Below are 21,503 nucleotides of genomic sequence, written 5' to 3'. Positions count from 1 at the left end.
TTAAGTGACATGAATACCAAGATAGCTATTGCCACTACTACGAGAACTGCGATTAACCATGATGACATATGACCATCTCCTTGTAGTTATTAATGAACTTGGTCTTACTTTATACTACTCAGCTCCTTCGGGTTTAGAACTAGATTCTTGAAAATAGGAAGAGTAGTAATCGTAAGACAACTTGAGCATACTGCCTTCGAAAGGTTGGTCAGGTGAATTATAAACAAAAACAAACGTTCGTATTGTTTGCTTTATAACTGGTATTCTATGGTATAATACATGTACTTATAATCAGTTCGGTAGGAGGTTATTTGATTGAGTGAGACGTTTGAGCTTGTGTCAGCGTACCAACCAGAAGGGGATCAGCCTGAAGCGATAAAAAAAATTGTAGAAGGTCTAAAAAAAGGTGAGAAGCATCAAACATTATTAGGGGCAACCGGGACAGGGAAGACCTTTACGATGTCGAATGTTATTAAAGAAGTAAACAAGCCTACCTTAATAATGGCTCACAACAAAACACTCGCTGGTCAGCTTTATAGCGAGTTTAAAGAGTTTTTCCCGAACAATGCGGTTGAGTATTTCGTCAGTTACTACGATTATTATCAACCAGAAGCGTATGTTCCAAGTTCGGATACGTTTATTGAGAAAGACGCTAGTATAAATGATGAGATTGATAAGCTCCGTCACTCAGCAACGAGTGCCTTATTTGAACGAAACGATGTCATTATTATTGCTAGTGTCTCTTGTATATATGGGTTAGGTTCACCGGAAGAGTACCGTGATCTCGTCGTTTCGTTGCGAGTTGGCATGGAATTGGACCGTAATGAACTTCTCCGCAAATTAGTAGATATTCAATATGACCGAAATGACATCAATTTTACACGTGGTACATTTCGTGTTAGAGGAGACGTTGTCGAAATTTTTCCAGCTTCACGTGATGAACAGTGCATACGTGTTGAATTTTTTGGTGATGAAATTGATCGAATGACCGAAGTTGATGCTTTGACTGGAGAAATAAAAGGCGAGCGGAGCCACATCGCAATTTTTCCAGCTTCCCACTTCGTTACTCGTGAAGAGAAGCTGAAAAAGGCGATTGCCAACATTGAAGTTGAATTAGAAGAACGTTTGAAAGAACTTCATGAAAATGGAAAATTACTTGAAGCACAGCGACTCGAACAGCGGACGCGTTATGATATTGAGATGATGGCTGAAATGGGTTTTTGCTCAGGGATTGAAAATTACTCTCGCCATTTGACGTTGCGCGAAGCGGGAGCGACGCCGTATACGCTGATCGACTTCTTTCCTGAGGATTTTCTTTTAATAATGGATGAGTCCCACGTTTCCTTGCCGCAAGTAAGGGGAATGTACAACGGAGATAGAGCCAGGAAAGAAGTACTCGTTAATCACGGCTTCCGGCTCCCGTCAGCTCTCGATAACCGACCATTAAAGTTTGATGAATTTGAGAAAAAGGTTCATCAAGCCGTTTATGTTTCGGCAACACCTGGTCCATATGAGCTTGAACATACGCCAGAAATGGTGGAGCAAATTATACGGCCGACAGGTTTGCTTGATCCGACTATTGATGTTCGCCCAATCGAAGGACAAATCGATGATCTGATTGGCGAGATACATGCACGCACAGAAAAAAATGAGCGTGTTCTTGTGACAACTTTAACGAAGAAAATGTCCGAGGATTTAACCGATTATTTAAAAGAGATTGGTATTCGTGTGCGCTATTTACATTCAGAAATCAAGACGTTAGAGCGAATTGAAATTATTCGTCAGCTTCGTATGGGAACGTTTGATGTGTTAATTGGCATTAATTTACTTCGTGAAGGGCTGGATATTCCGGAAGTATCTCTCGTTGCGATTTTAGATGCGGATAAAGAAGGCTTTCTCCGTTCTGATCGATCCTTGATCCAAACGATTGGTCGGGCAGCGCGTAACGCAAATGGGCATGTCATTATGTACGCCGATAAAATAACGAAGTCAATGTATTTGGCCTTAGAAGAAACGAAACGTCGTCGGACGATTCAACAAGAACATAATGAGAAGCATGGCATTACACCAAAAACAATTCAAAAGAAAATTCCAGAGGTCATTCAAGCAACTCAAGTTGCAGAAGATACAGAATCAACGAATTATGCTGCACCAACGCAAAAGCTGAACAAGAAAGAAAGACAAGCGATGATCGAACGAATGGAGAAGGAAATGAAGGAAGCCGCGCGCGAATTAAATTTCGAACGAGCAGCTGAACTTCGAGACCTTGTACTTGAATTAAAAGCGGAAGGGTGAGGAAACGGTGGCATTAGAAAACATTGTAGTAAAAGGAGCACGCTCGCATAATTTAAAAAACATTGATGTAACAATTCCTCGTGATAAGCTCGTTGTGTTAACAGGTTTATCTGGTTCAGGGAAATCCTCGTTAGCCTTTGATACGATTTATGCAGAAGGACAAAGACGTTACGTCGAATCCCTCTCTGCGTATGCCCGTCAATTTCTTGGACAAATGGATAAGCCAGATGTCGATGCGATTGAAGGGTTATCACCTGCCATCTCCATTGATCAAAAAACAACGAGTCGGAATCCTCGCTCAACGGTTGGAACAGTAACCGAAATTTTTGATTATTTACGTTTGTTATATGCACGAATTGGAAAACCAGTCTGTCCCAAACATGGAGTTGAAATCTCATCGCAGACGATTCAACAAATGGTTGATCGCTTAGTTGAGTATCCAGAACGGACGAAGATGCAAATCCTTGCTCCACTTGTGTCTGGACGAAAAGGAACACATGTGAAGGTACTTGAGGATATGAAAAAGCAAGGCTACGTCCGTGTCCGTGTGGACGGTGAGATGCGTGAAGTAGCCGAGGAGATTGAACTTGAGAAAAACAAAAAGCATAGCATTGAAGTAGTCATCGACCGTATTGTGATCAAGGACGGCATACATACTCGGTTAGCGGATTCCTTAGAGTCAGCGCTGGCGTTAGCAGATGGGCGCGTATTAGTTGATGTCATTGGAGAGGAGGAGTTGCTGTTTAGTCAGCATCATGCTTGTCCTGAGTGTGGCTTTTCGATTCCCGAGCTTGAACCAAGAATGTTTTCATTCAATAGTCCATACGGGGCGTGCTCTTCTTGTGATGGCCTCGGTCATAAGCTTGAGGTTGATCTGGATTTAGTCGTTCCCGATCGTTCTAGGGCTTTAAGTGAGAATGCCATTGCAGCTTGGGAGCCTACTAGTTCACAATATTATCCGCAATTGCTTGAAGCTGTATGCGATCATTATCAAATCGATATGGATACTCCTGTTGAGCAACTTCCAGAATCGCTGTTTGATAAAATTTTATATGGTAGCGGCAAAGAGAAAATCTATTTCCGCTATGAAAATGAATTCGGACAAATACGCGAGAATTTAGTCGTATTCGAAGGGGTCGTAAACAATATTTCGCGTCGTTATCATGAGACCAGCTCTGATTACATTCGTGAACAAATGGAAGCGTACATGACTCATAAACATTGTCCGTCATGTAAAGGATTTCGTCTTAAGAAGGAAGCGCTGGCTGTTTTTATCGGGGACAAACACATTGGACATGTTGTCTCGCTTTCTGTTAAAGATGCAAAAGTTTTTTTTGAACAACTTCAGTTATCAGATAAAGATGTTGCGATTGCTCGTTTGATCTTAAAGGAAATCAATGATCGATTAGGCTTTTTAATAAATGTTGGCTTGGATTATTTATCATTAAGCCGGTCAGCGGGTTCGTTATCAGGAGGCGAAGCACAGAGGATTCGTCTAGCTACGCAAATTGGTTCTTCGTTAATGGGAGTTCTTTACATACTTGATGAACCTTCAATCGGCTTGCACCAACGAGACAATGATCGCCTAATTGAAACGCTTGAGCATATGCGGAATTTAGGAAATACATTAATTGTTGTTGAGCATGATGAAGATACGATGATGGCGGCTGATTATTTGATTGATATTGGACCTGGAGCAGGTGTTCATGGTGGACAAATTACAGCCCAAGGGACACCAGAAGAAATTATGAACAATGAAGATTCCTTAACGGGCCAATATTTATCCGGGAAAAAATTTATTCCTGTTCCGAATACGCGACGGCAGTCTGATGGCCGCTCCTTTTCTGTGAAAAAAGCAAGTGAAAACAATTTGAAAAATGTGAGTGTGACCTTTCCTCTTGGTTTGTTTATGGCGGTAACGGGTGTTTCTGGTTCAGGGAAAAGTACACTTATTAATGAGATTGTATATAAGTCGTTAGCGCAAAAACTTCACCGAGCAAAAGACAAACCAGGTCAGCATAAAGAAATTATTGGACTTGAAGAAATAGATAAAGTTATAGAAATTGATCAATCGCCGATTGGTCGAACACCGCGTTCCAACCCTGCGACTTACACAGGAGTGTTTGATGATATTCGAGATGTATTTGCCATGACGAATGAGGCAAAAGTGAGAGGGTATAAAAAAGGTCGTTTTAGTTTTAATGTCAAAGGTGGTCGTTGTGAGGCATGCCGAGGCGATGGCATTATTAAAATCGAGATGCATTTTTTACCGGATGTGTATGTACCTTGTGAAGTATGTGAAGGAAAACGATACAATCGTGAGACGCTTGATATTACGTATAAAGGCAAGACGATCGCCGATGTATTGGCTATGACAGTCGAAGAAGGGTTGGAATTCTTTATGAATATCCCGAAGATCAACCGGAAGATTCAGACGCTTGTTGATGTTGGGTTAGGCTATATTCGACTTGGACAACCAGCCACGACATTATCAGGCGGAGAAGCGCAGCGAGTCAAACTTGCTTCACAGCTTCATAAAAGAGCAACAGGACGGACAATCTACATTTTAGATGAGCCAACAACAGGACTTCACGTGGATGATATTGATCGTTTGTTAAAAGTACTGCAGAGGCTCGTTGATAACGGCGACACTGTTCTTGTCATTGAACACAATCTGGATGTCATTAAAACAGTTGATCACATTATCGATTTAGGACCAGAAGGTGGCGACAAAGGGGGGCAATTGGTTGCTCAAGGGACGCCAGAAGAAGTGGCTGAAGTCAAAGGATCTTATACAGGAATTTACTTAAAACCGATACTAGAACGAGATAAACAACGGATGGATGAATTGGTTCGAGAAAAAGAATTGCAAAAGAATTAGAGAAAGGCGTTCAAAAAGGTAAAGAGGCAATGGCTGAAAGTCACTCAAACGGCTTAAGAGACAACTGCGGCTTCACTCATTGCTTCATTTATCTTTAAAAAGGTGAAAATTAACCTTTTTGAATGGGCAATGGCTTTGCTCGCCGTGCGCCGTTTGAGAAAGTCGCTCAACCGGCTTAAGAGACAACGGCGCTTCACTCATTGCTTCATTTATCTTCAAAAAGGTGAAAATCAACTTTTTGAAGATAAATGAAACATGTTTTGTTGTTTGTTCGTAATACAATAGTGTAGTAGTCGTTGTTGTGCTTGACTCATATCTGAAGAATGAGGGAGTGGGATTGTTGGAAGAACGAAAGATGATTTTAAAGATGATAGAGGACGGGAAAATTACGGCTGAAGAAGGAATTAAACTTCTTGAAGCAATGGAAAAAACGGAGCCTGAACAAACTCGTAAAGTCGACACTCCTGTTGCAGAAGTATCGACGGAAGTGAAGTGGGATGAGGGGGATCACTATCGTGAGCGTGCTCGTCAAGCCGCTTCATCGACAACAAATTTGTTTACGTCATTTATTGAAAGTACAATTCAGAAGATTAAAGATGTTGACCTTGATTTTAACTTTGGGACAGCTGTTGAAATTGATCATATCTTTCAGCATCGCGAAGTTTCGCCAACGTCATTAGATATTTCACTAGAAAATGGATCCATTACGTTTAAGCCTTGGAATGAGTCAGATGTGCGTGTTGAGTGTAAGGCGAGAGTGTATAGGGTAAAGAATAGTGAAGAGGCTCGTCGTATCTTTTTGCAGGAATCAACGTTTCGTGTAGATGAAAAAAAGCTATTATTTCATACCAAAACGAAATCAATTAAAGTGCAAACGACGGTCTACGTACCACGAGTTACGTTTACTCATATTAAGTTGTACACGTTTAATGGACAAATAAGTGGGGATACGCTTGATGTTGATACACTTGATGTAAATGCGATGAATGGCGCGCTTTCGTTTTCTTCAGTGAAAGCAAAGAAGGTTATGGCAGAAACAGTCAATGGAGCGATTGAGTATAAAAAAGCAGACATTGATGTTTTTGATGCGAAAACGATAAATGGTGGAATTACGTTAACAGGTGTCGTTCAAGACTTTGATGCCGAAACGGTAAATGGTTCGATTACGTATGACTTGGATGAGTTAAAGGAATCAGGCTATGCCGATTTAAAAGCAACAACGGGTAGCATTCACTTGTCTATTCCAAAAACGACTCGAGTTGAAGGGAAGTTAAAAACAAATGTTGGGGGCTTTTCCATCGACCTAAGTGATTATGAAGTACTGGAAGAAAAGAAGGAATTTGCACAAAAATCACTAAGTTTTATCGGCAATCAACAATCATCTCCACGAGTTAAGGTGAGTGCTTTAACAAATACAGGCTCCGTGCTTGTGAAAGATCAGAAGTGATCTAGGGAATGGTAAGAAAAAGGATTGTCTTCCTAGATCCCTCCATAACTGATATCAAAACAGAAAGTATAGTTTCTCCAGCAGTTTTTTCGGCTGAGAGAGGAAAATGGTTAGGTAGTAAGAAAAACGAAGGCTACCGCTGGAGTCCTCTCTGCGGTTCGGAAAGAGCAGGAGAATAAGATAGCTCGATTTGGTGAGAGCCAAGTTTTTCTAAAGAAAGAGGGTGATTAATGTGAAACGTTTGTTTCGATCCCAATATGATCGTAAGCTTGCGGGTGTATGTGGAGGGCTGGCAAAATATTTGTCATTAGACCCAACAGTCATCAGGTTATTAGCTGTGATTCTATTTTTTGTAACGGGTTTTTTCCCTTTTATCATTGGGTATATTATCGCAATTGTGCTTATTCCGAATGAAGAGGATGTGAGGGATTAATGCGTTGGATTTTAGGTCTCATCATTAATGCATTGATTTTAATCGCGATTGCTTATTTATTTAATGGTTTTCATTTATCAGGATTTGGTGCGGCGTTGGTCGCGAGTTTGCTTTTATCAATTGTGAATGCGATCGTCAAGCCGATTCTTGTTGTCTTAACATTGCCGATCACCATATTGACACTTGGGTTCTTTTTATTCATCATTAGTGCGATAACATTAATGTTAACAGCCGCTCTTATGGGAAGTGCGTTTGTGATTGATGGGTTTGGGATGGCAATTCTAGCGGCTATTCTCATTGCAATTATACAAACGTTTGTTGTAAAACCGATGCGAAAGCGAAGATAGTAAATATAATAATAACCAATTTCAAAAAAAATCCTCTCGAAAATTGTTTTGAGAGGATTTTTTTTTGGAGATTTTTTTATGTTATTTAGTAAAAATTTATAGAATTGTCGTTCGCTCTTTTTGCTTTAGCTTTCCTAAAAGAGAGGAAAGACGTATGCGACTAAAAACCATAGAAAGCCAAAGAACATAATGAGATAGGCTGCGTATTTGATGAAGGTGGAGGCTACTTTGCCTATATCTTTTTTTGTTTCTACGTTTTTTCTTTCGACATCAACATCTCGACTCATTTTTATTTTCCTCCTTCTATCTTAAAGTATAGTATGCTGTACCCGTTTTCGTTGGATTGAAACATAGTTGCCTGTTCCGAGATCGTTTATTTAAGTGAGAATATTTTAGAGTTGCAAAACTTTTTGGAAACACTTTAATAAGTAGGCGCTTCTATAACATGATAGAATAAGGAAGGTATCTATAACTTTCCATTGACGCTCATATGATCCATTCGTTTAATAAAAAAAAGATTGGACAAGTATGAAATGATTTCAGTTAAAACATGCTAAAATGGAAAACGTACTCACTAAAGTTAGGAATGTATATGAGATAGTGAAGGTGGGATTAACGAAATGGCAAAAGTAACAGCAAATGATTTATTAGAACGTTTTAATTTAGAACTGGTAGCAGGAGAAGAGGGGATCTACCGACCAATCACAACAAGTGACTTGTCTAGACCAGGAATCGAGATGGCTGGTTATTTTACGTATTACCCAGCAAAACGCCTGCAACTATTGGGACGAACAGAACTTTCATTTTTTGAGCAATTAAAGCAGCATGAACGAGAAGAAAGAATGTTAAAGCTATGTACATACGATACACCTGGAATTATAATTTCACGTGGATTAGCAGTTCCAGAGGAATTAATAACTGCGGCTGAAAAAGTGGGTGTGCCTTTGTTACGTTCCCACATCCCGACAACTCGGCTAAGTAGTAGCATTACGACTTTCTTAGATAGCGAATTGGCCCCAATGACAGCAATCCATGGAGTACTTGTTGACATTTATGGCATTGGCGTTTTAATTACGGGAAACAGTGGTGTCGGGAAAAGTGAAACGGCCCTTGACCTTGTTCGTCGTGGACATCGACTTGTAGCTGATGATTCAGTTGAGATTCGTCAAGAAAACGAAGGAACACTTGTAGGGAGATCGCCTGATTTGATTCAACATTTACTGGAAATACGAGGCTTGGGAATTATTAATGTAATGACGTTATTTGGTGCGGGAGCAGTGCGTCCATTTAAAAGGATTGTTCTTTGTATTAATCTAGAACTTTGGGATCAAAAGAAAGCGTATGATCGCTTAGGGTTAGAGGAAGAAAAAATGAGAATCATTGATACAGATATTACGAAGTTAACCGTACCGGTCCGTCCAGGACGAAATTTAGCGGTTATTATTGAAGTAGCAGCGATGAACTTCCGTCTAAAACGTCTCGGTTATGATGCGGCACAAGAGTTTTCAGCGAGATTAACCGATGTCATTGAAGAAGGAGATCACGAGGAATTTCGTTAATGCTGGCAAACATGGCGTGTACTAATTCATAGCGCGCTTTTATTGAACTGATATGTAAGGGAGAGGTAATTAATGGAAGGAAATATAGAACCGCTAAGTCGAATTTTTCTAGAAATCGGACCATTCACGATTTATTGGTATGGGGCGCTCATTGGATTAGGGGTTTTTATCGGGTATCTAATCGCAACTAGAGAAGCAGTGAAGTTAGGATATCCAAAGGAAACTTATGCAGATTTGCTACTGTTTGCACTTCCAATTTCGATTCTTTCTGCAAGAGCCTATTATGTCATTTTTAGATGGGAACAATTTGCGGATAATCCGATCCGTGCCTTCTACATTTGGGAAGGAGGGTTAGCGATTCACGGAGGGGTCATCGGAGGGATGCTGACGGCTTATTTCTTTTGTAAAAAACGCGGCTACTCATTTTGGCAAATTGCTGATATTACCGTACCAAGTTTAATCTTGGCACAAGCGATTGGACGATGGGGAAACTTCATGAACCAAGAAGTATATGGCGGACCAGTTACGAGAGAGTTTTTAGAAGGCTTAATGCTTCCTGAATTTATCATAAATCAAATGTTCATTAACGGGACCTATTACCATCCGACCTTTTTGTATGAATCAATTTGGAATGTATTAGGGTTTCTCTTGTTACTATATTTACGACGTTTGGACTTGCGCCAAGGTGAGATGTTTATGACGTATTTGGTTTATTACTCAGTTGGCCGGTTCTTTCTTGAGGCAGTACGCCTAGATTACTTATTAATTGGTGGGGTATTAAAAACGGCTCAAGTTATGTCTATTATTCTCATCGTTGGAGCGATTATTTTTACAGTTTATCGTCGTATGCAACCAGATGTACCGCGCTATCACGCGCCTGCGCTAACGGGATCAACGAAACAAGCAACTAACAAACCGAAAAAGAAAAAGAAGAAAAAATAGAGAGAGAAACATATGGAGGGAGTAGCGCAATGGGGATGCTAAAACGCGGGCTCCTTGTCGGATTGCAAACAACTTGGACGCTCGGGAAAATCATTTTTCCAATAACGCTAATTGTAACGATATTAGGTTATACACCTGTACTTGAATGGCTAGCGAAATTGTTGGCTCCTGTTATGGGATGGTTTGGACTGCCAGGGGAAGCGGCGATTCCACTTGTTTTAGGGAATGTCTTAAATTTATACGCAGCTATCGGAGCAATTTTAACAATGGATTTGTCAGTGAAAGAAGTGTTTATCCTTGCGGTGATGCTCTCTTTTTCACATAACTTATTTGTAGAATCGGCTGTCGCAACAAAAGTCGGTATTAAAATGTCCGTTGTTCTTGTTGTTCGAGTGGGGTTAGCGCTTTTCTCTGCTTTCCTCATCAATCTTGTTTGGGATGGGGGGCAAGAGCTAGCTCAGTATGGATTAGTCTCAAGTACAGGTCAACCTAAAGTGGATGGGTGGCTTGCGATTGCGTGGCAAGGGGTCACGAGTGCAACGCTTGGAATAATCCAACTAGCGATGATCGTGATTCCGCTTATGGTTGTTGTCCAAATTATGAAAGAACGAAACTGGTTAAAGCTAGTCTCAAAAGCCATGGCACCTTTTACGAAAATGCTAGGCATAAAAGAAAACACATCAACGACACTAGCGTCTGGGTTATTGTTTGGTCTTGCATTCGGTGCAGGGGTCATGATTCAAGCTGTAAAAGAAGATGGAGTAGCCAAGAAAGATTTATATTTAGTATTTATCTTTCTTGTTGCGTGTCACGCCGTGATCGAGGATACATTGATTTTCATTCCACTTGGGATTCCAGTCTGGCCACTATTAATTATTCGCGTAGTGACAGCGATTCTGTTAACGATTGCCATCGCCTTTATTTGGAATCGCTTGGAGAAAAAACAACAGCTAGAGAGAGAGGAAGCGACATATGAACATTGATACGTTATTGTTTGATCTAGATGGTACGCTTATTAATACAAATGAATTAATTATTGCTTCATTCCTGCACACGCTCGAGCAATATAAACCAGGAGAATATACGCGTGAGCATGCGATTGAGTTTATTGGACCGCCTCTTATAGATAGCTTTGAATCGGTGGATCCGACTCGAGTTGATGAAATGATTCAAACATATCGTACGTTTAATCATGCGAAGCATGATGAACTCGTAACAGAATATGAAGGAGTTTATGAAACGATTGAGCGATTTCATAAAGAAGGCTATAAGATCGCGATTGTGACGACAAAAATACGAAAAACGGCATTAATGGGGCTAAAGCTTACTGGGCTTGATCAGTTTTTTGATGTTGTCATTGGTCTTGATGATGTCGAAAATGCAAAGCCAGATCCAGAACCACTTGAAAAAGCATTAGATGCTCTCGGTTCGTCTAAGGAAACAGCGATGATGGTTGGCGATAGTCAGTTTGATGTGCAAGCAGGGAAAAATTTAGGTGTGCCTACAGCAGTCGTAGGCTGGTCAATTAAAGGAGAAGAAAAGATAAAGACTTTTGAAGCTGATTATATTCTTTCCAATATGCGTGATTTACTAGCAATTGTTGGAGTGGAACATCAATGAGCAGAAAGACAGAGCGATATCAGGTGAAATCAGCGAATTCGCTCTGGCATATTTATAAAACTGTTCCTTTTTGGAAGGTCGTCAAAAACTTTATCGTCATTCAAATTTCACGCTACACCCCATTGATCAGTGTCAAGAATTGGCTCTATCGTACGTTCCTCGGTATGAAAGTTGGCGAGGAGACAGCAGTTGCGTTAATGGTAATGATGGATATTATGTTTCCAGAACGTATTTCAATTGGGCGCAATTCCATTATCGGCTACAACACAACGATTTTAGCTCATGAGTATTTAATTAAAGAGTACAGGCTAGGCGATGTTGTGATTGGAGATGAGGTCATGATTGGGGCGAATACAACGATTCTTCCAGGTGTGACGATTGGGGATGGTGCCATTGTATCAGCCGGAACGCTCGTTCATCGTGATGTGCCAGCAGGGGCCTTTGTCGGAGGAAACCCGATGCAGGTTATTCGTGAAAAGGAAGACAATAATAAGACGAAGGGTGACTCAAAAGAGCCTGACCTCGACTAGTTAGAGCAATACGCAATGCAAATCTATATATTGTCCTCTAGAGGCAGATCCTCAAGTTTTGAGAAAGCCTCTTTTTTTATCTTGAAATATGCGAAAACTTACGCAATTCAAAAAGAGTATGGCGGAAATTTAAACGAAACGGTTGACGATGTTCATACATCAAGGTAAACTAATCATTATACTTTATCTTATTAGCACATTAGCGAACTAAAGTGAATTAGCAGTAACATAATTTTAAAACGAAGAAAAACAGGTATTTTGACAAAAAAAGGCGAATGATAGGAAAGAGAAAAAAGCTAGTGGGGATCTGCTCTGTGCAGACTATGGAGAAGAACGAAGGAGTGAAGTTGATGTCTAAGCCACTTATGTTTGAAAAGCCGCTAGGAATGCGGGATACATTGCCAGAAATGTATGAAATGAAGAAACAATTAAGGAAACAACTAGATACAGAAATGACTGGATGGGGTTATCAAATGATTGAGACTCCAACATTAGAATATTACGAAACAGTTGGTCTTGCATCAGCCATTTTAGACCAACAGTTGTTTAAGTTATTAGATCAGCAAGGAAATACACTCGTGCTTCGTCCTGATATGACAGCACCTATTGCTAGACTTGTCGCATCAAGCATGAAACAAGAGGCGTATCCACTTAGACTTTCGTATCAATCAAACGTGTACCGCGCACAGCAGCATGAAGGCGGGAAGCCGGCAGAATTTGAACAATTAGGAGTTGAGTTAATTGGCGATGGGACCGTAAGCGCAGACGGAGAAGTAATTGCGTTAATGGCGTCTTCGTTAAAGCGTGCTGGATTATCTCATTTTAAAATTGCGATTGGTCACATCGGCTATGTGAATGCGCTCTTGCTTGATATCGTTGGCGAGAGAGCGGATGAGCTTCGTCGATTTTTATATGAAAAAAATTATGTTGGTTTCAGGGAACATGTAAAAAACCTACCGATCTCCTCGATTGATAAAGGGAGACTACTCGGTTTGTTAAAACTACGTGGGGGCAAGGGAACGCTTGAAGAAGCTGCAAAACTTGTGAAAACGGAAGAAGGAACAAAAGCATTATCGGAGTTAGAAGAGTTATGGAATGTGCTAGAGAGCTACGGGATCGAGCAATATGTGAAACTTGATTTAAATCTTGTGTTACATATGAGCTACTACACAGGCGCGGTCTTTGAAGGGTATGGCAGCAATTTAGGTGTTCCGCTTTGTAGTGGAGGACGCTATGATGAGCTTCTTGGCAAGTTCGAACGTCCTGGTCAAGCGACTGGATTTGGCCTCAGACTTGATCTCCTCGTTGAAGCAATAGGACAACTAGCTTCAGCAAGAAAGACAACGTGCATCGTTTTTAGCAAAGAAAGAAGAGCGGAAGCGTTTAAAGAGGCAGCAAGCTTACGAGCAAAAGGAGAAGCTGTTGTCGTTCAAGACATTGCCGGTGTGGAAGATGTTGACGGGATGTCAGAGCAATTCACAGAAATGTACTACTTCATTGGTGCAAAGAAAGGAGAAGCGTAAGATGGCAGAATGGTTAACGGTAGCAATGCCCAAAGGGCGTATTTTTGAAGAAGCATTAGAGTTGTTACGAAGAGCGGGCTACAATTTGCCTGCTGAGTTTGATGATTCACGTAAGTTAATTATAGATGTGCCGGAAGAAAACATGCGCTTTATCCTTGCAAAGCCAATGGATGTGCCAACGTATGTCGAGCACGGCGTGGCGGATGTTGGTGTAGCAGGAAAAGATACGATGATTGAAGAAGAGCGCGTCGTCTATGAAGTGCTTGATTTACAAATTAGTGAGTGTTACTTAGCCGTTGCTGGTCTTCCTGGTTATGAAAAGAAAGATATAAATCCAAAAGTAGCATCGAAATATCCTAATCTTGCGACGCAATATTTTAAAGAGCAAGGTGAACAGGTTGAAATCATCAAATTAAATGGATCGATTGAGCTAGCGCCATTAATTGGTCTTGCTGACCGCATTGTTGATATTGTTTCAACAGGTCGCACGCTAAAGGAAAATGGCTTAGTTGAGCTTGAAACCATTGTTCCAATTACGTCACGATTAATTGTTAACCCTGTCAGTTATCGCATGAAAGATGAGCGAATTGATCAAATGGTCGAGCGTCTATCTCTAGTGATTGAGGGGGATGAGTGATGAAAATTGTCAATGTTGGAGCTAATATCAGTATTAAACGTGACATCGATACAGGAACCGAAACGCAACGCGCGACGGTTGAAGCGATCATTTCCCAAGTAAAGGAACAGGGGGATCAGGCTTTATTCGAGTTGACCAAACAATTCGATGGAGCCGATCTTAAAAGTTTGAGAGTGACAGAGGCAGAACTAGAGGGAGCATACGCTCATATCGATGATACGTTGATCGAGGCACTACGCGAAGCGATCACAAACATCCGTGATTTTCATGAACGTCAAAAGCGCCAGTCTTGGTTAACGACAAAAGAAGATGGAACGATTCTCGGTCAAAAGGTGACGGCACTTGATGCTGTGGGCGTCTATGTTCCAGGCGGAAAAGCGTCTTATCCTTCTTCAATTATGATGAATGTCATTCCTGCTCAAGTAGCCGGTGTCGGGCGAATTGTCATGGTGTCTCCAGCTGGGGCGGATGGAAACCTTCCAGCGAGTGTACTTGTGACAGCGAAGGAGTTAGGCGTGAAAGAAATTTACAAAGTAGGCGGCGCTCAAGCAGTTGCCGCTCTCGCATATGGAACCGAATCGATCCCAGCTGTTGATAAAATCACAGGTCCAGGAAACATTTATGTCGCGCTTGCAAAGCGAGCTGTATTTGGCAAAGTCGATATTGATATGATTGCAGGTCCAAGTGAGATTGTTGTACTAGCAGATAAGTCTGCTGATCCACGCTATATCGCTGCTGACTTATTATCACAAGCAGAGCACGATGAACAAGCATCAGCAGTACTGGTGACGACATCAAAACTATTAGCTGAAAATGTGGCAAAAGAAGTCCAAGAACAGCTAACAACATTACCGAAACGCGAGATAGCAGGAGCTTCAATACGTGATTACGGTGTAATTTATATCGCGCATGATTTAGTTGAAGCAATTGATGTCATAAATGAATTGGCACCTGAACACCTTGAATTGTTAACAGAAGAACCGATGAATTTGGTCGGGAAAATCCGACATGCTGGAGCGATTTTTGTAGGGCCATATAGCTCAGAGCCAGTGGGGGATTATTTTGCTGGTCCCAATCATGTCTTACCGACAAATGGAACAGCGAGGTTTTCAAGTCCACTAAATGTTGATGATTTTACTAAGAAATCAAGCATTATTGCTTATAGCAAACAAGCATTACAAGAAAATGGTTATATAATTTCTGCCCTTGCACGATTAGAAGGATTAGAAGCACATGCACGAGCAATTGATATTAGGTTGGAGGATAAATAGATGACAGAAAGACGCGCACATATCGAACGAAATACGGGTGAAACGCAAATTAAACTTGATTTTGCTGTTGATGGAGAAGGAAGATCAGAACTTGAAACAGGAGTCCCTTTTTTAACGCATATGCTAGACCTCTTTACAAAACACGGTCATTTCAATTTAATGGTTGATGCAAAAGGAGATACAGAAGTTGATGATCACCACACAACAGAGGATATCGGGATTTGTCTTGGGCATGTGTTAAAGGAAGCATTAGGTGATAAAAAAGGAATTCGCCGTTACGGGAATGCGTTTGTTCCTATGGACGAGACGTTAGCACAAGTTGTTGTTGATTTAAGCAATCGACCTCATCTTGAGTTCCGTGCAGAATTTCCAAGTCAAAAAGTCGGAACATTTGATGTTGAGCTTGTTCATGAATTTATGTGGAAGCTAGCTCTTGAAGCGAGAATGAATTTACATATCATTGTTCATTACGGTCATAACACGCATCACATGATTGAAGCAGTATTTAAGGCACTTGCACGAGCGTTAGATGAAGCAACAAGTATCGATGAGCGGGTCAAAGGAGTCCCGTCGACGAAGGGAATGTTGTAGGATGATCGGCATTGTTGATTACGGCATGGGAAACTTGCACAGTGTAAGCAAAGCACTCGAGCGTTTAGAGCTAGAATACATTTTAACGGATGATATCGAACAACTGAAAAAGACCGATGGATTGCTTCTTCCTGGAGTAGGTGCTTTTCCCGATGCGATGAAGACACTGAATGAAATGGGATTGACTGACTTTTTACATGAATGGGCAGACTCTGGCAAGCCGCTTCTTGGCATTTGTCTTGGGATGCAGCTTTTGTTTGACGAAAGTGATGAACACGGGCAAACAGAAGGATTAAAACTGCTTCCTGGTCGAGTGGAGCGTTTTGTTGGTCATACAGCGAACGGTGAAATGTACAAAGTTCCACATATGGGCTGGAATAAGCTGACGTTTCACAAGCCAGAGCACAAGCTTTTACAAGATGTCGAAGAAGGTCATGTTTACTTTGTTCACTCGTATGTGGTCAAGCATCAGGAAGAGGACGTGTTACTGGCTTCAAGTGAATATGACGTAACCGTTCCAGCTGTTGTTGGCCAAAAAAATGTTATGGGTACACAATTTCATCCAGAAAAAAGCAGTCATGTTGGCATGTCCATCCTTCGTAACTTCGGAGAGCTTGTGACGCAAGGAGGAGAAAGTCGTGAGTAATTTTATTATTTATCCGGCAATTGATATGAGAGACGGCAAGTGTGTACGTCTTGTGCAAGGGGATTATGATCAAGAGACCGTTTACGGAGATTCTCCGTTTGATATGGCGAAGATATTTGCAGATAGCGGAGCGGAATGGATTCACATGGTTGATTTAGACGGAGCAAAAGCAAAAAAGCGTGTCAATCATGAGCACGTCCTCCGTGTGGCCAAAGAACTCGATGCGAAAGTGCAAGTGGGTGGCGGAATTCGGACAGCTGAGGATGTGGCCTTTTACCTTGAGCAAGGCGTTAATCGTGTCATTCTTGGCAGTGTGGCCGTGAACAATCCTGAATTCACAAAAGAAATGCTTGCTACTTACGGTGGAGAACGGATTGCGATTGGTCTTGATGCTCGTGATGGCTATGTCGCGACAGAAGGCTGGCTTGAAACGTCTTCTGTGAAAGCAGAAACGTTAGCTATTGAGCTTGCTCGCCACGGTGCTGAAGTGTTTATTTTTACTGATATTTCTCGTGATGGTATGTTGTCAGGTCCAAATACAGAGGCCATTACGAACTTAGCCGAAGCAACAGGAAAACAAGTAATTGCTTCTGGTGGGGTGAGCTCACTTACTGATTTAACTGAACTTCGCGAACGGAAAAACCGTGGTGTAAGTGGAGCCATTGTCGGCAAAGCCCTTTACACGAATCAATTTACGTTAGAAGAAGCGCTGCAAGGAGGCGAATAAGATGCTTACAAAACGAATCGTTCCTTGTTTGGATGTAAAAGATGGTCGTGTTGTAAAAGGCATTCAGTTTGTTGACTTAAAAGATGCTGGCGATCCTGTTGAGTTAGCTGCCTTCTATGATGAACAAGGTGCAGATGAGCTTGTATTTCTTGATATATCCGCGTCTCATGAAGGTCGTGAAACGATGGTGGAAGTTGTCGAGGAAGTTGCTGGTACGTTGGCGATTCCATTTACCGTAGGCGGTGGGATCAACTCACTTGAAGACATGAAGCGTGTGTTGCGCGCTGGAGCTGATAAGGTATCACTCAATACAGCAGCAATCAAGCGCCCGGAATTAATTAAAGAAGGTGCTGACTTCTTCGGATCACAGTGTATCGTTGTCGCGATTGATGCGAAATACGACGAAGAACTAGGGTCGTGGCGCATTTACACGCACGGTGGCCGCGAAGCAACGGACTGGGAAGTAATCTCTTGGGCGAAGGAAGCGGTACGACTTGGTGCTGGTGAAATTTTGCTGACAAGTATGGATCAAGACGGGGCAAAAACAGGCTTTGATCTAGCGTTAACAAAAGCGGTCAATGCTGCCGTTACTGTACCTGTGATTGCTTCAGGCGGTGCGGGAAAAAAAGAAGACTTTGCGGATGTGTTTGTAGATGCCAAGGCAGATGCGGCGCTTGCAGCATCGATTTTTCACTACAAAGAAACGTCGGTCGCAGAAGTGAAGACGTACTTAAAAGAAAAGGGTGTGACCGTACGATGAGCATTGAAAATATTACGTTTGATGAAAAAGGGCTCGTTCCGGCGATTGTACAAGATGCTGCGAGCAAAGAAGTGTTAACGTTAGCTTATATGAATAAAGAATCGTTAGAAAAGTCACTTGAGACGAGAGAGACATGGTTTTATTCACGTTCGAGGCAGGAGCTATGGCATAAAGGAGCGACATCTGGCAATACGCAGCAAATTGTCGATATGCGTTATGACTGCGATGCGGATTCGCTTGTTGTGTTAGTTGTACCGGCTGGTCCTGCTTGCCATAAAGGTGAGTACACATGCTTTGCCGATTCATTGTTTGAAGAGCAAGCCGTTCGTGTAAACCCTACTCGTTTTGCAATTCTAGATGAGTTGGAGCAAGTCATTGCCGAGCGTGAGGCAGAAATGCCAGAAGGTGCTTACACGACGTACTTGTTTGATAAAGGGGTAGATAAAATTTTAAAGAAGGTCGGCGAAGAAGCAGGAGAAGTAATCATTGCGGCGAAAAACCGTGATCCTGAAGAATTGAAATGGGAAGTCGCTGATTTGCTGTATCACGTATTAGTATTGTTACGTGAACAAAAATTACCATTAGATGATGTGTTGGCTGTTTTAGAAGAAAGACATAAATAGAATTACCTTAAAGGAAGGGTCTGAACAACTAGTGCCATATGTGAGGTGTTAGTTGCTTAGACTTTTTTTGGTTTTCCCCCCCGTTCCCACAATGTCAAAAATAATGTATACTAGATGCAATGAATGAGAAGCTGGAGGTAACAAAACTTCATGGATGTAACACCAAAAAACGAACAAGAAAACCGTAAAGTCGTCCCTTTGTTTCAAAGTGGCGATTATTTCTTTCATCGCGGAATCGAAGCATTTCGGAAGAATCATTTGCAACGTGCGATTAAACTGTTAGAAAGAGCAGTAAAAATAACAAATACAGAACCGGTTTTTCATGTTCAGTTAGCCGCAGTTTTATCAGAAATTGGCGAATATGATCGGTCAAATGAAATTTTGCATAACGTGTTGGCAGAAAAAGATGATGTTGCTGAGTGTTACTTTTTCATGGCGAATAATTATGCTTATTTAGGTCTATTTGAAAAAGCGGAACGAATGGCGTTGCGTTACTTGGAGTTAAGTCCAAATGAACGGTTTGTAGAAGATGCGAAAGATCTCTTGGAACTGCTTAGGTTTGAGAGAGAAGAGGATGATGAGTGGGAAGATCTTGACGAAGATGAAGATGAATTAATTGCGCAATATGAGCGTGCTCGATATTTATTGCGGCAGGGAGAGGTTCATGCGGCTATTCCTGTTTTGCAAGCAATCATTGACGAGCATCCTACTTATTGGGCAGCTCATAATCATCTAGCGGAGGCATTTTTTCGTATTGGGGATGAGTCAGCGTTTGAGATTTGTGAAATGATTCTTGAGAAGGATAAAGGAAATCTCTTTACCATTTGCAACTTAGCCTTGTTTTATAAAAAACGTGGGGATGCTAAAAGTGCTGAGCAATTTATAAATGCATTGCGCCGAGTATATCCTCTTGATAGTGATCATTATTTAAAAGTGGCTGAGACGTTAGTCGCTGTCGATGAGTATCAGTTAGCATATGAACGCTTAAAAGAGTTAAGCGGATGGGAATTGGAGCACCGTTCGGAATTGCTGTATTGTTTTGGGGTTACGACTTATCATATAGGAGATCATAATAAGGCAGCATCCATTATTCAGCGTGCAGCTGAGCTAGGATCAAAACAAGCTGAAGCCGTCTTACAAAACAATGCAATTGTTGAAAGAAAACAAGAGCTAATCACTTATGATATGTGGGTTAATTAGCTGAGCAGGAAAATAGACATCGTTCGAATTATTCGCTACGATATGAGAGAAAAAATATAAATATAGATGAGTCTAAGAGCATTTTGAAGGAGTGGATCAATATGAGTGAGGAAAAAATTTATGATGTTGTCATAGCTGGAGCTGGTCCTGCAGGGATGACAGCAGCTGTTTATACATCTCGTGCAAATCTTTCAACGATCATGCTAGAACGCGGAATTCCAGGTGGTCAAATGGCAAATACGGAAGATGTTGAAAATTACCCTGGGTTTGATCATATACTTGGACCTGAGCTCTCTACGAAAATGTTTGAGCATGCTAAGAAATTTGGTGCAGAATATGGCTATGGTGATGTGAAAGAAATCATCGACGAGGGTGATGTAAAAACGATAAAAGCTGGAAGTAAAGAGTACAAAGCGCGCGCAGTAATTGTTGCAACAGGTGCGGAGTACAAGAAGATCGGCGTTCCTGGAGAGAAAGAATTAAGTGGTCGTGGTGTTTCCTATTGTGCCGTTTGTGATGGAGCTTTTTTCAAAGGGAAAGAGTTAGTCGTTGTTGGCGGTGGAGATTCTGCTGTTGAAGAAGCGGTCTATTTAACTCGTTTTGCTTCAAAAGTGACGGTTGTACATCGCCGTGATGAGCTTCGAGCACAAAAGATTTTACAACAACGTGCTTTTAATAATGACAAAATCGATTTTATTTGGAATCATACCGTTAAAGAAATTAATGCTGAAAATGGAAAAGTAGGCAGCGTGACATTAGTAAGTACAGAAACCGGTGAAGAACAAGACTTTAAAACAGACGGTGTATTTATTTATATTGGCATGCTACCTCTAAATGCAAGTGTGAAAAATTTAGGAATTACAAATGAAGAAGGATACGTGGAAACGAATGGGGAGATGGAAACGAAAGTGCCTGGAATTTTTGCAGCTGGGGACATTCGCGAAAAAACACTTCGTCAAATTGTCACAGCTACAGGTGATGGTAGTTTAGCTGCACAAAATGTTCAACATTATCTTGAGAGCTTGGGTGAGAAGTCGAAGGCGTAGAGTTGAGCTTCTGCCAAAAGTTAAGTGTCGAACCCTTGAGCATCGAATGTTGAGTTTGTTATTGCAGTTGGTGTTTTGCGATGGCTCCGCACGTTGCGCGCCTTTTGGAAGAAACCCGCTTCCAAAAGGCTGAAAAGAAGGCATCGGCTCCGCTCATCGCTTCGATTCAATACAAAAAGGTAAAATCATCCTTTTTTGGTGTTTTACGATGGCTCCGCACGTTGCGCGCCTTTTGGAAGAAACCCACTTCCAAAAGGCTTAAAAGAAGGCACCGGCTCCGCTCATCGCTTCGATTCAATACAAAAAGGTAAAATCATCCTTTTTTGGGGTGTGGCGATGGCTCCGCATGTTGCGCGCCTTTTGGAAGAAACCCGCTTCCAAAAGGCTGAAAAGAAGGCATCGGCTCCGCTCATCGCTTCGATTCA

At 41.5% G+C, this 21,503-nt stretch carries 22 protein-coding genes; 21 read left to right on the top strand and 1 reads right to left on the bottom strand.

The features are described from left to right. The first annotated feature begins 315 nt into the window (after positions 1-315). From uvrB to SLH51_RS21610, 5 genes are all read left to right on the top strand, one after another. Complete coding sequence (uvrB, locus tag SLH51_RS21630) at positions 316-2,295, top strand: excinuclease ABC subunit UvrB (protein ID WP_335963610.1); 1,980 nt, start codon at positions 316-318, stop codon at positions 2,293-2,295. Between the two features lie 7 nt (positions 2,296-2,302). Beyond that, on the top strand, positions 2,303-5,176 hold the full coding sequence (gene uvrA, locus SLH51_RS21625) for an excinuclease ABC subunit UvrA (RefSeq protein ID WP_335963609.1): 2,874 nt from the start codon (positions 2,303-2,305) through the stop codon (positions 5,174-5,176). A gap of 340 nt (positions 5,177-5,516) precedes the next feature. Next, positions 5,517-6,623: a DUF4097 domain-containing protein gene (locus SLH51_RS21620; RefSeq protein WP_335963608.1), complete on the top strand. Its 1,107-nt coding sequence runs from the start codon at positions 5,517-5,519 to the stop codon at positions 6,621-6,623. 232 nt (positions 6,624-6,855) lie between these two features. Beyond that, positions 6,856-7,056: a PspC domain-containing protein gene (locus tag SLH51_RS21615; protein ID WP_335963607.1), complete on the top strand. Its 201-nt coding sequence runs from the start codon at positions 6,856-6,858 to the stop codon at positions 7,054-7,056. Next, on the top strand, positions 7,056-7,403 hold the full coding sequence (locus SLH51_RS21610) for a phage holin family protein (protein ID WP_335963606.1): 348 nt from the start codon (positions 7,056-7,058) through the stop codon (positions 7,401-7,403). The genes SLH51_RS21615 and SLH51_RS21610 overlap by 1 nt, the downstream gene beginning before the upstream one ends. Positions 7,404-7,537: 134 nt before the next feature. Here SLH51_RS21610 and SLH51_RS21605 read toward each other — a convergent pair whose 3' ends face one another. Next, on the bottom strand, positions 7,538-7,690 hold the full coding sequence (locus SLH51_RS21605) for a hypothetical protein (protein WP_335963605.1): 153 nt from the start codon (positions 7,688-7,690) through the stop codon (positions 7,538-7,540). Positions 7,691-8,023: 333 nt separating this feature from the next. Here SLH51_RS21605 and hprK point away from each other — a divergent pair, with 333 nt between their 5' ends. From hprK to SLH51_RS21525, 16 genes are all read left to right on the top strand, one after another. Next, the gene (gene hprK, locus SLH51_RS21600; protein ID WP_335963604.1) at positions 8,024-8,962 is read left to right on the top strand and encodes an HPr(Ser) kinase/phosphatase; all 939 of its coding nucleotides are present in this window, start codon (positions 8,024-8,026) and stop codon (positions 8,960-8,962) included. A gap of 72 nt (positions 8,963-9,034) precedes the next feature. Next, positions 9,035-9,904 (top strand): prolipoprotein diacylglyceryl transferase, encoded by an 870-nt coding sequence (gene lgt, locus SLH51_RS21595; RefSeq protein WP_335963603.1) that lies wholly within the window; start codon positions 9,035-9,037, stop codon positions 9,902-9,904. A 29-nt stretch (positions 9,905-9,933) separates the two neighbouring features. Then, the gene (locus tag SLH51_RS21590) at positions 9,934-10,887 is read left to right on the top strand and encodes a nucleoside recognition domain-containing protein (RefSeq protein WP_335963602.1); all 954 of its coding nucleotides are present in this window, start codon (positions 9,934-9,936) and stop codon (positions 10,885-10,887) included. Further along, positions 10,877-11,524 carry a pyrophosphatase PpaX gene (gene ppaX, locus SLH51_RS21585; protein ID WP_335963601.1) on the top strand — a complete coding sequence of 216 codons (648 nt, stop codon included), beginning with the start codon at positions 10,877-10,879 and terminating at the stop codon, positions 11,522-11,524. Before SLH51_RS21590 ends, ppaX begins: the two co-directional genes overlap by 11 nt. After that, complete coding sequence (locus SLH51_RS21580) at positions 11,521-12,054, top strand: acyltransferase (protein ID WP_335963600.1); 534 nt, start codon at positions 11,521-11,523, stop codon at positions 12,052-12,054. The genes ppaX and SLH51_RS21580 overlap by 4 nt, the downstream gene beginning before the upstream one ends. A 350-nt stretch (positions 12,055-12,404) precedes the next feature. After that, the gene (locus SLH51_RS21575) at positions 12,405-13,577 is read left to right on the top strand and encodes an ATP phosphoribosyltransferase regulatory subunit (RefSeq protein WP_335963599.1); all 1,173 of its coding nucleotides are present in this window, start codon (positions 12,405-12,407) and stop codon (positions 13,575-13,577) included. Position 13,578: 1 nt separating this feature from the next. Further along, the gene (gene hisG, locus SLH51_RS21570) at positions 13,579-14,214 is read left to right on the top strand and encodes an ATP phosphoribosyltransferase (RefSeq protein WP_335963598.1); all 636 of its coding nucleotides are present in this window, start codon (positions 13,579-13,581) and stop codon (positions 14,212-14,214) included. Then, positions 14,214-15,485, top strand: coding sequence for a histidinol dehydrogenase (gene hisD / locus SLH51_RS21565; RefSeq protein ID WP_335963597.1), 1,272 nt, complete (start codon positions 14,214-14,216; stop codon positions 15,483-15,485). The genes hisG and hisD overlap by 1 nt, the downstream gene beginning before the upstream one ends. Next, the gene (hisB, locus tag SLH51_RS21560; protein ID WP_335963596.1) at positions 15,486-16,076 is read left to right on the top strand and encodes an imidazoleglycerol-phosphate dehydratase HisB; all 591 of its coding nucleotides are present in this window, start codon (positions 15,486-15,488) and stop codon (positions 16,074-16,076) included. Between the two features lies 1 nt (position 16,077). After that, positions 16,078-16,722 carry an imidazole glycerol phosphate synthase subunit HisH gene (hisH, locus tag SLH51_RS21555; protein WP_335963595.1) on the top strand — a complete coding sequence of 215 codons (645 nt, stop codon included), beginning with the start codon at positions 16,078-16,080 and terminating at the stop codon, positions 16,720-16,722. Continuing rightward, on the top strand, positions 16,715-17,449 hold the full coding sequence (hisA, locus tag SLH51_RS21550; protein WP_335963594.1) for a 1-(5-phosphoribosyl)-5-[(5-phosphoribosylamino)methylideneamino]imidazole-4-carboxamide isomerase: 735 nt from the start codon (positions 16,715-16,717) through the stop codon (positions 17,447-17,449). Before hisH ends, hisA begins: the two co-directional genes overlap by 8 nt. A gap of 1 nt (position 17,450) precedes the next feature. Beyond that, positions 17,451-18,209, top strand: coding sequence for an imidazole glycerol phosphate synthase subunit HisF (hisF, locus tag SLH51_RS21545; RefSeq protein ID WP_335963592.1), 759 nt, complete (start codon positions 17,451-17,453; stop codon positions 18,207-18,209). Then, positions 18,206-18,832, top strand: a complete 627-nt coding sequence (gene hisIE, locus SLH51_RS21540) for a bifunctional phosphoribosyl-AMP cyclohydrolase/phosphoribosyl-ATP diphosphatase HisIE (RefSeq protein ID WP_335963591.1) — start codon at positions 18,206-18,208, stop codon at positions 18,830-18,832. Before hisF ends, hisIE begins: the two co-directional genes overlap by 4 nt. A 150-nt stretch (positions 18,833-18,982) precedes the next feature. Beyond that, entirely contained in the window at positions 18,983-20,032 is a 1,050-nt protein-coding gene (locus tag SLH51_RS21535) for a tetratricopeptide repeat protein (protein WP_335963590.1), read from the top strand. A 95-nt stretch (positions 20,033-20,127) separates the two neighbouring features. Further along, positions 20,128-21,078, top strand: a complete 951-nt coding sequence (gene trxB, locus SLH51_RS21530; RefSeq protein WP_335963618.1) for a thioredoxin-disulfide reductase — start codon at positions 20,128-20,130, stop codon at positions 21,076-21,078. 195 nt (positions 21,079-21,273) lie between these two features. Beyond that, positions 21,274-21,503: hypothetical protein (locus SLH51_RS21525; protein WP_335963588.1), on the top strand; the 230-nt coding region annotated here is incomplete at its 3' end.

This window comes from Halalkalibacter kiskunsagensis, from assembly GCF_037027555.1.
GTDB lineage: Bacteria > Bacillota > Bacilli > Bacillales > Bacillaceae_D > Halalkalibacter > Halalkalibacter kiskunsagensis.
Note: the sequence above shows the minus strand (reverse complement) of the source record. Positions and strands in the feature narration are given on the sequence as shown.

Excerpts from the sequence above, each read along its gene's own strand:
- SLH51_RS21610 (WP_335963606.1), top strand. The coding sequence starts at position 7,056 with ATGCGTTGGATTTTAGGTCTCATCATTAATGCATTGATTTTAATCGCG.
- SLH51_RS21605 (WP_335963605.1), bottom strand. The coding sequence starts at position 7,690 with ATGAGTCGAGATGTTGATGTCGAAAGAAAAAACGTAGAAACAAAAAAA.
- hprK (WP_335963604.1), top strand. The coding sequence starts at position 8,024 with ATGGCAAAAGTAACAGCAAATGATTTATTAGAACGTTTTAATTTAGAA.
- lgt (WP_335963603.1), top strand. The coding sequence starts at position 9,035 with ATGGAAGGAAATATAGAACCGCTAAGTCGAATTTTTCTAGAAATCGGA.
- SLH51_RS21590 (WP_335963602.1), top strand. The coding sequence starts at position 9,934 with ATGGGGATGCTAAAACGCGGGCTCCTTGTCGGATTGCAAACAACTTGG.
- ppaX (WP_335963601.1), top strand. The coding sequence starts at position 10,877 with ATGAACATTGATACGTTATTGTTTGATCTAGATGGTACGCTTATTAAT.
- SLH51_RS21580 (WP_335963600.1), top strand. The coding sequence starts at position 11,521 with ATGAGCAGAAAGACAGAGCGATATCAGGTGAAATCAGCGAATTCGCTC.
- SLH51_RS21575 (WP_335963599.1), top strand. The coding sequence starts at position 12,405 with ATGTCTAAGCCACTTATGTTTGAAAAGCCGCTAGGAATGCGGGATACA.
- hisG (WP_335963598.1), top strand. The coding sequence starts at position 13,579 with ATGGCAGAATGGTTAACGGTAGCAATGCCCAAAGGGCGTATTTTTGAA.
- hisD (WP_335963597.1), top strand. The coding sequence starts at position 14,214 with ATGAAAATTGTCAATGTTGGAGCTAATATCAGTATTAAACGTGACATC.
- hisB (WP_335963596.1), top strand. The coding sequence starts at position 15,486 with ATGACAGAAAGACGCGCACATATCGAACGAAATACGGGTGAAACGCAA.
- hisH (WP_335963595.1), top strand. The coding sequence starts at position 16,078 with ATGATCGGCATTGTTGATTACGGCATGGGAAACTTGCACAGTGTAAGC.
- hisF (WP_335963592.1), top strand. The coding sequence starts at position 17,451 with ATGCTTACAAAACGAATCGTTCCTTGTTTGGATGTAAAAGATGGTCGT.
- hisIE (WP_335963591.1), top strand. The coding sequence starts at position 18,206 with ATGAGCATTGAAAATATTACGTTTGATGAAAAAGGGCTCGTTCCGGCG.
- SLH51_RS21535 (WP_335963590.1), top strand. The coding sequence starts at position 18,983 with ATGGATGTAACACCAAAAAACGAACAAGAAAACCGTAAAGTCGTCCCT.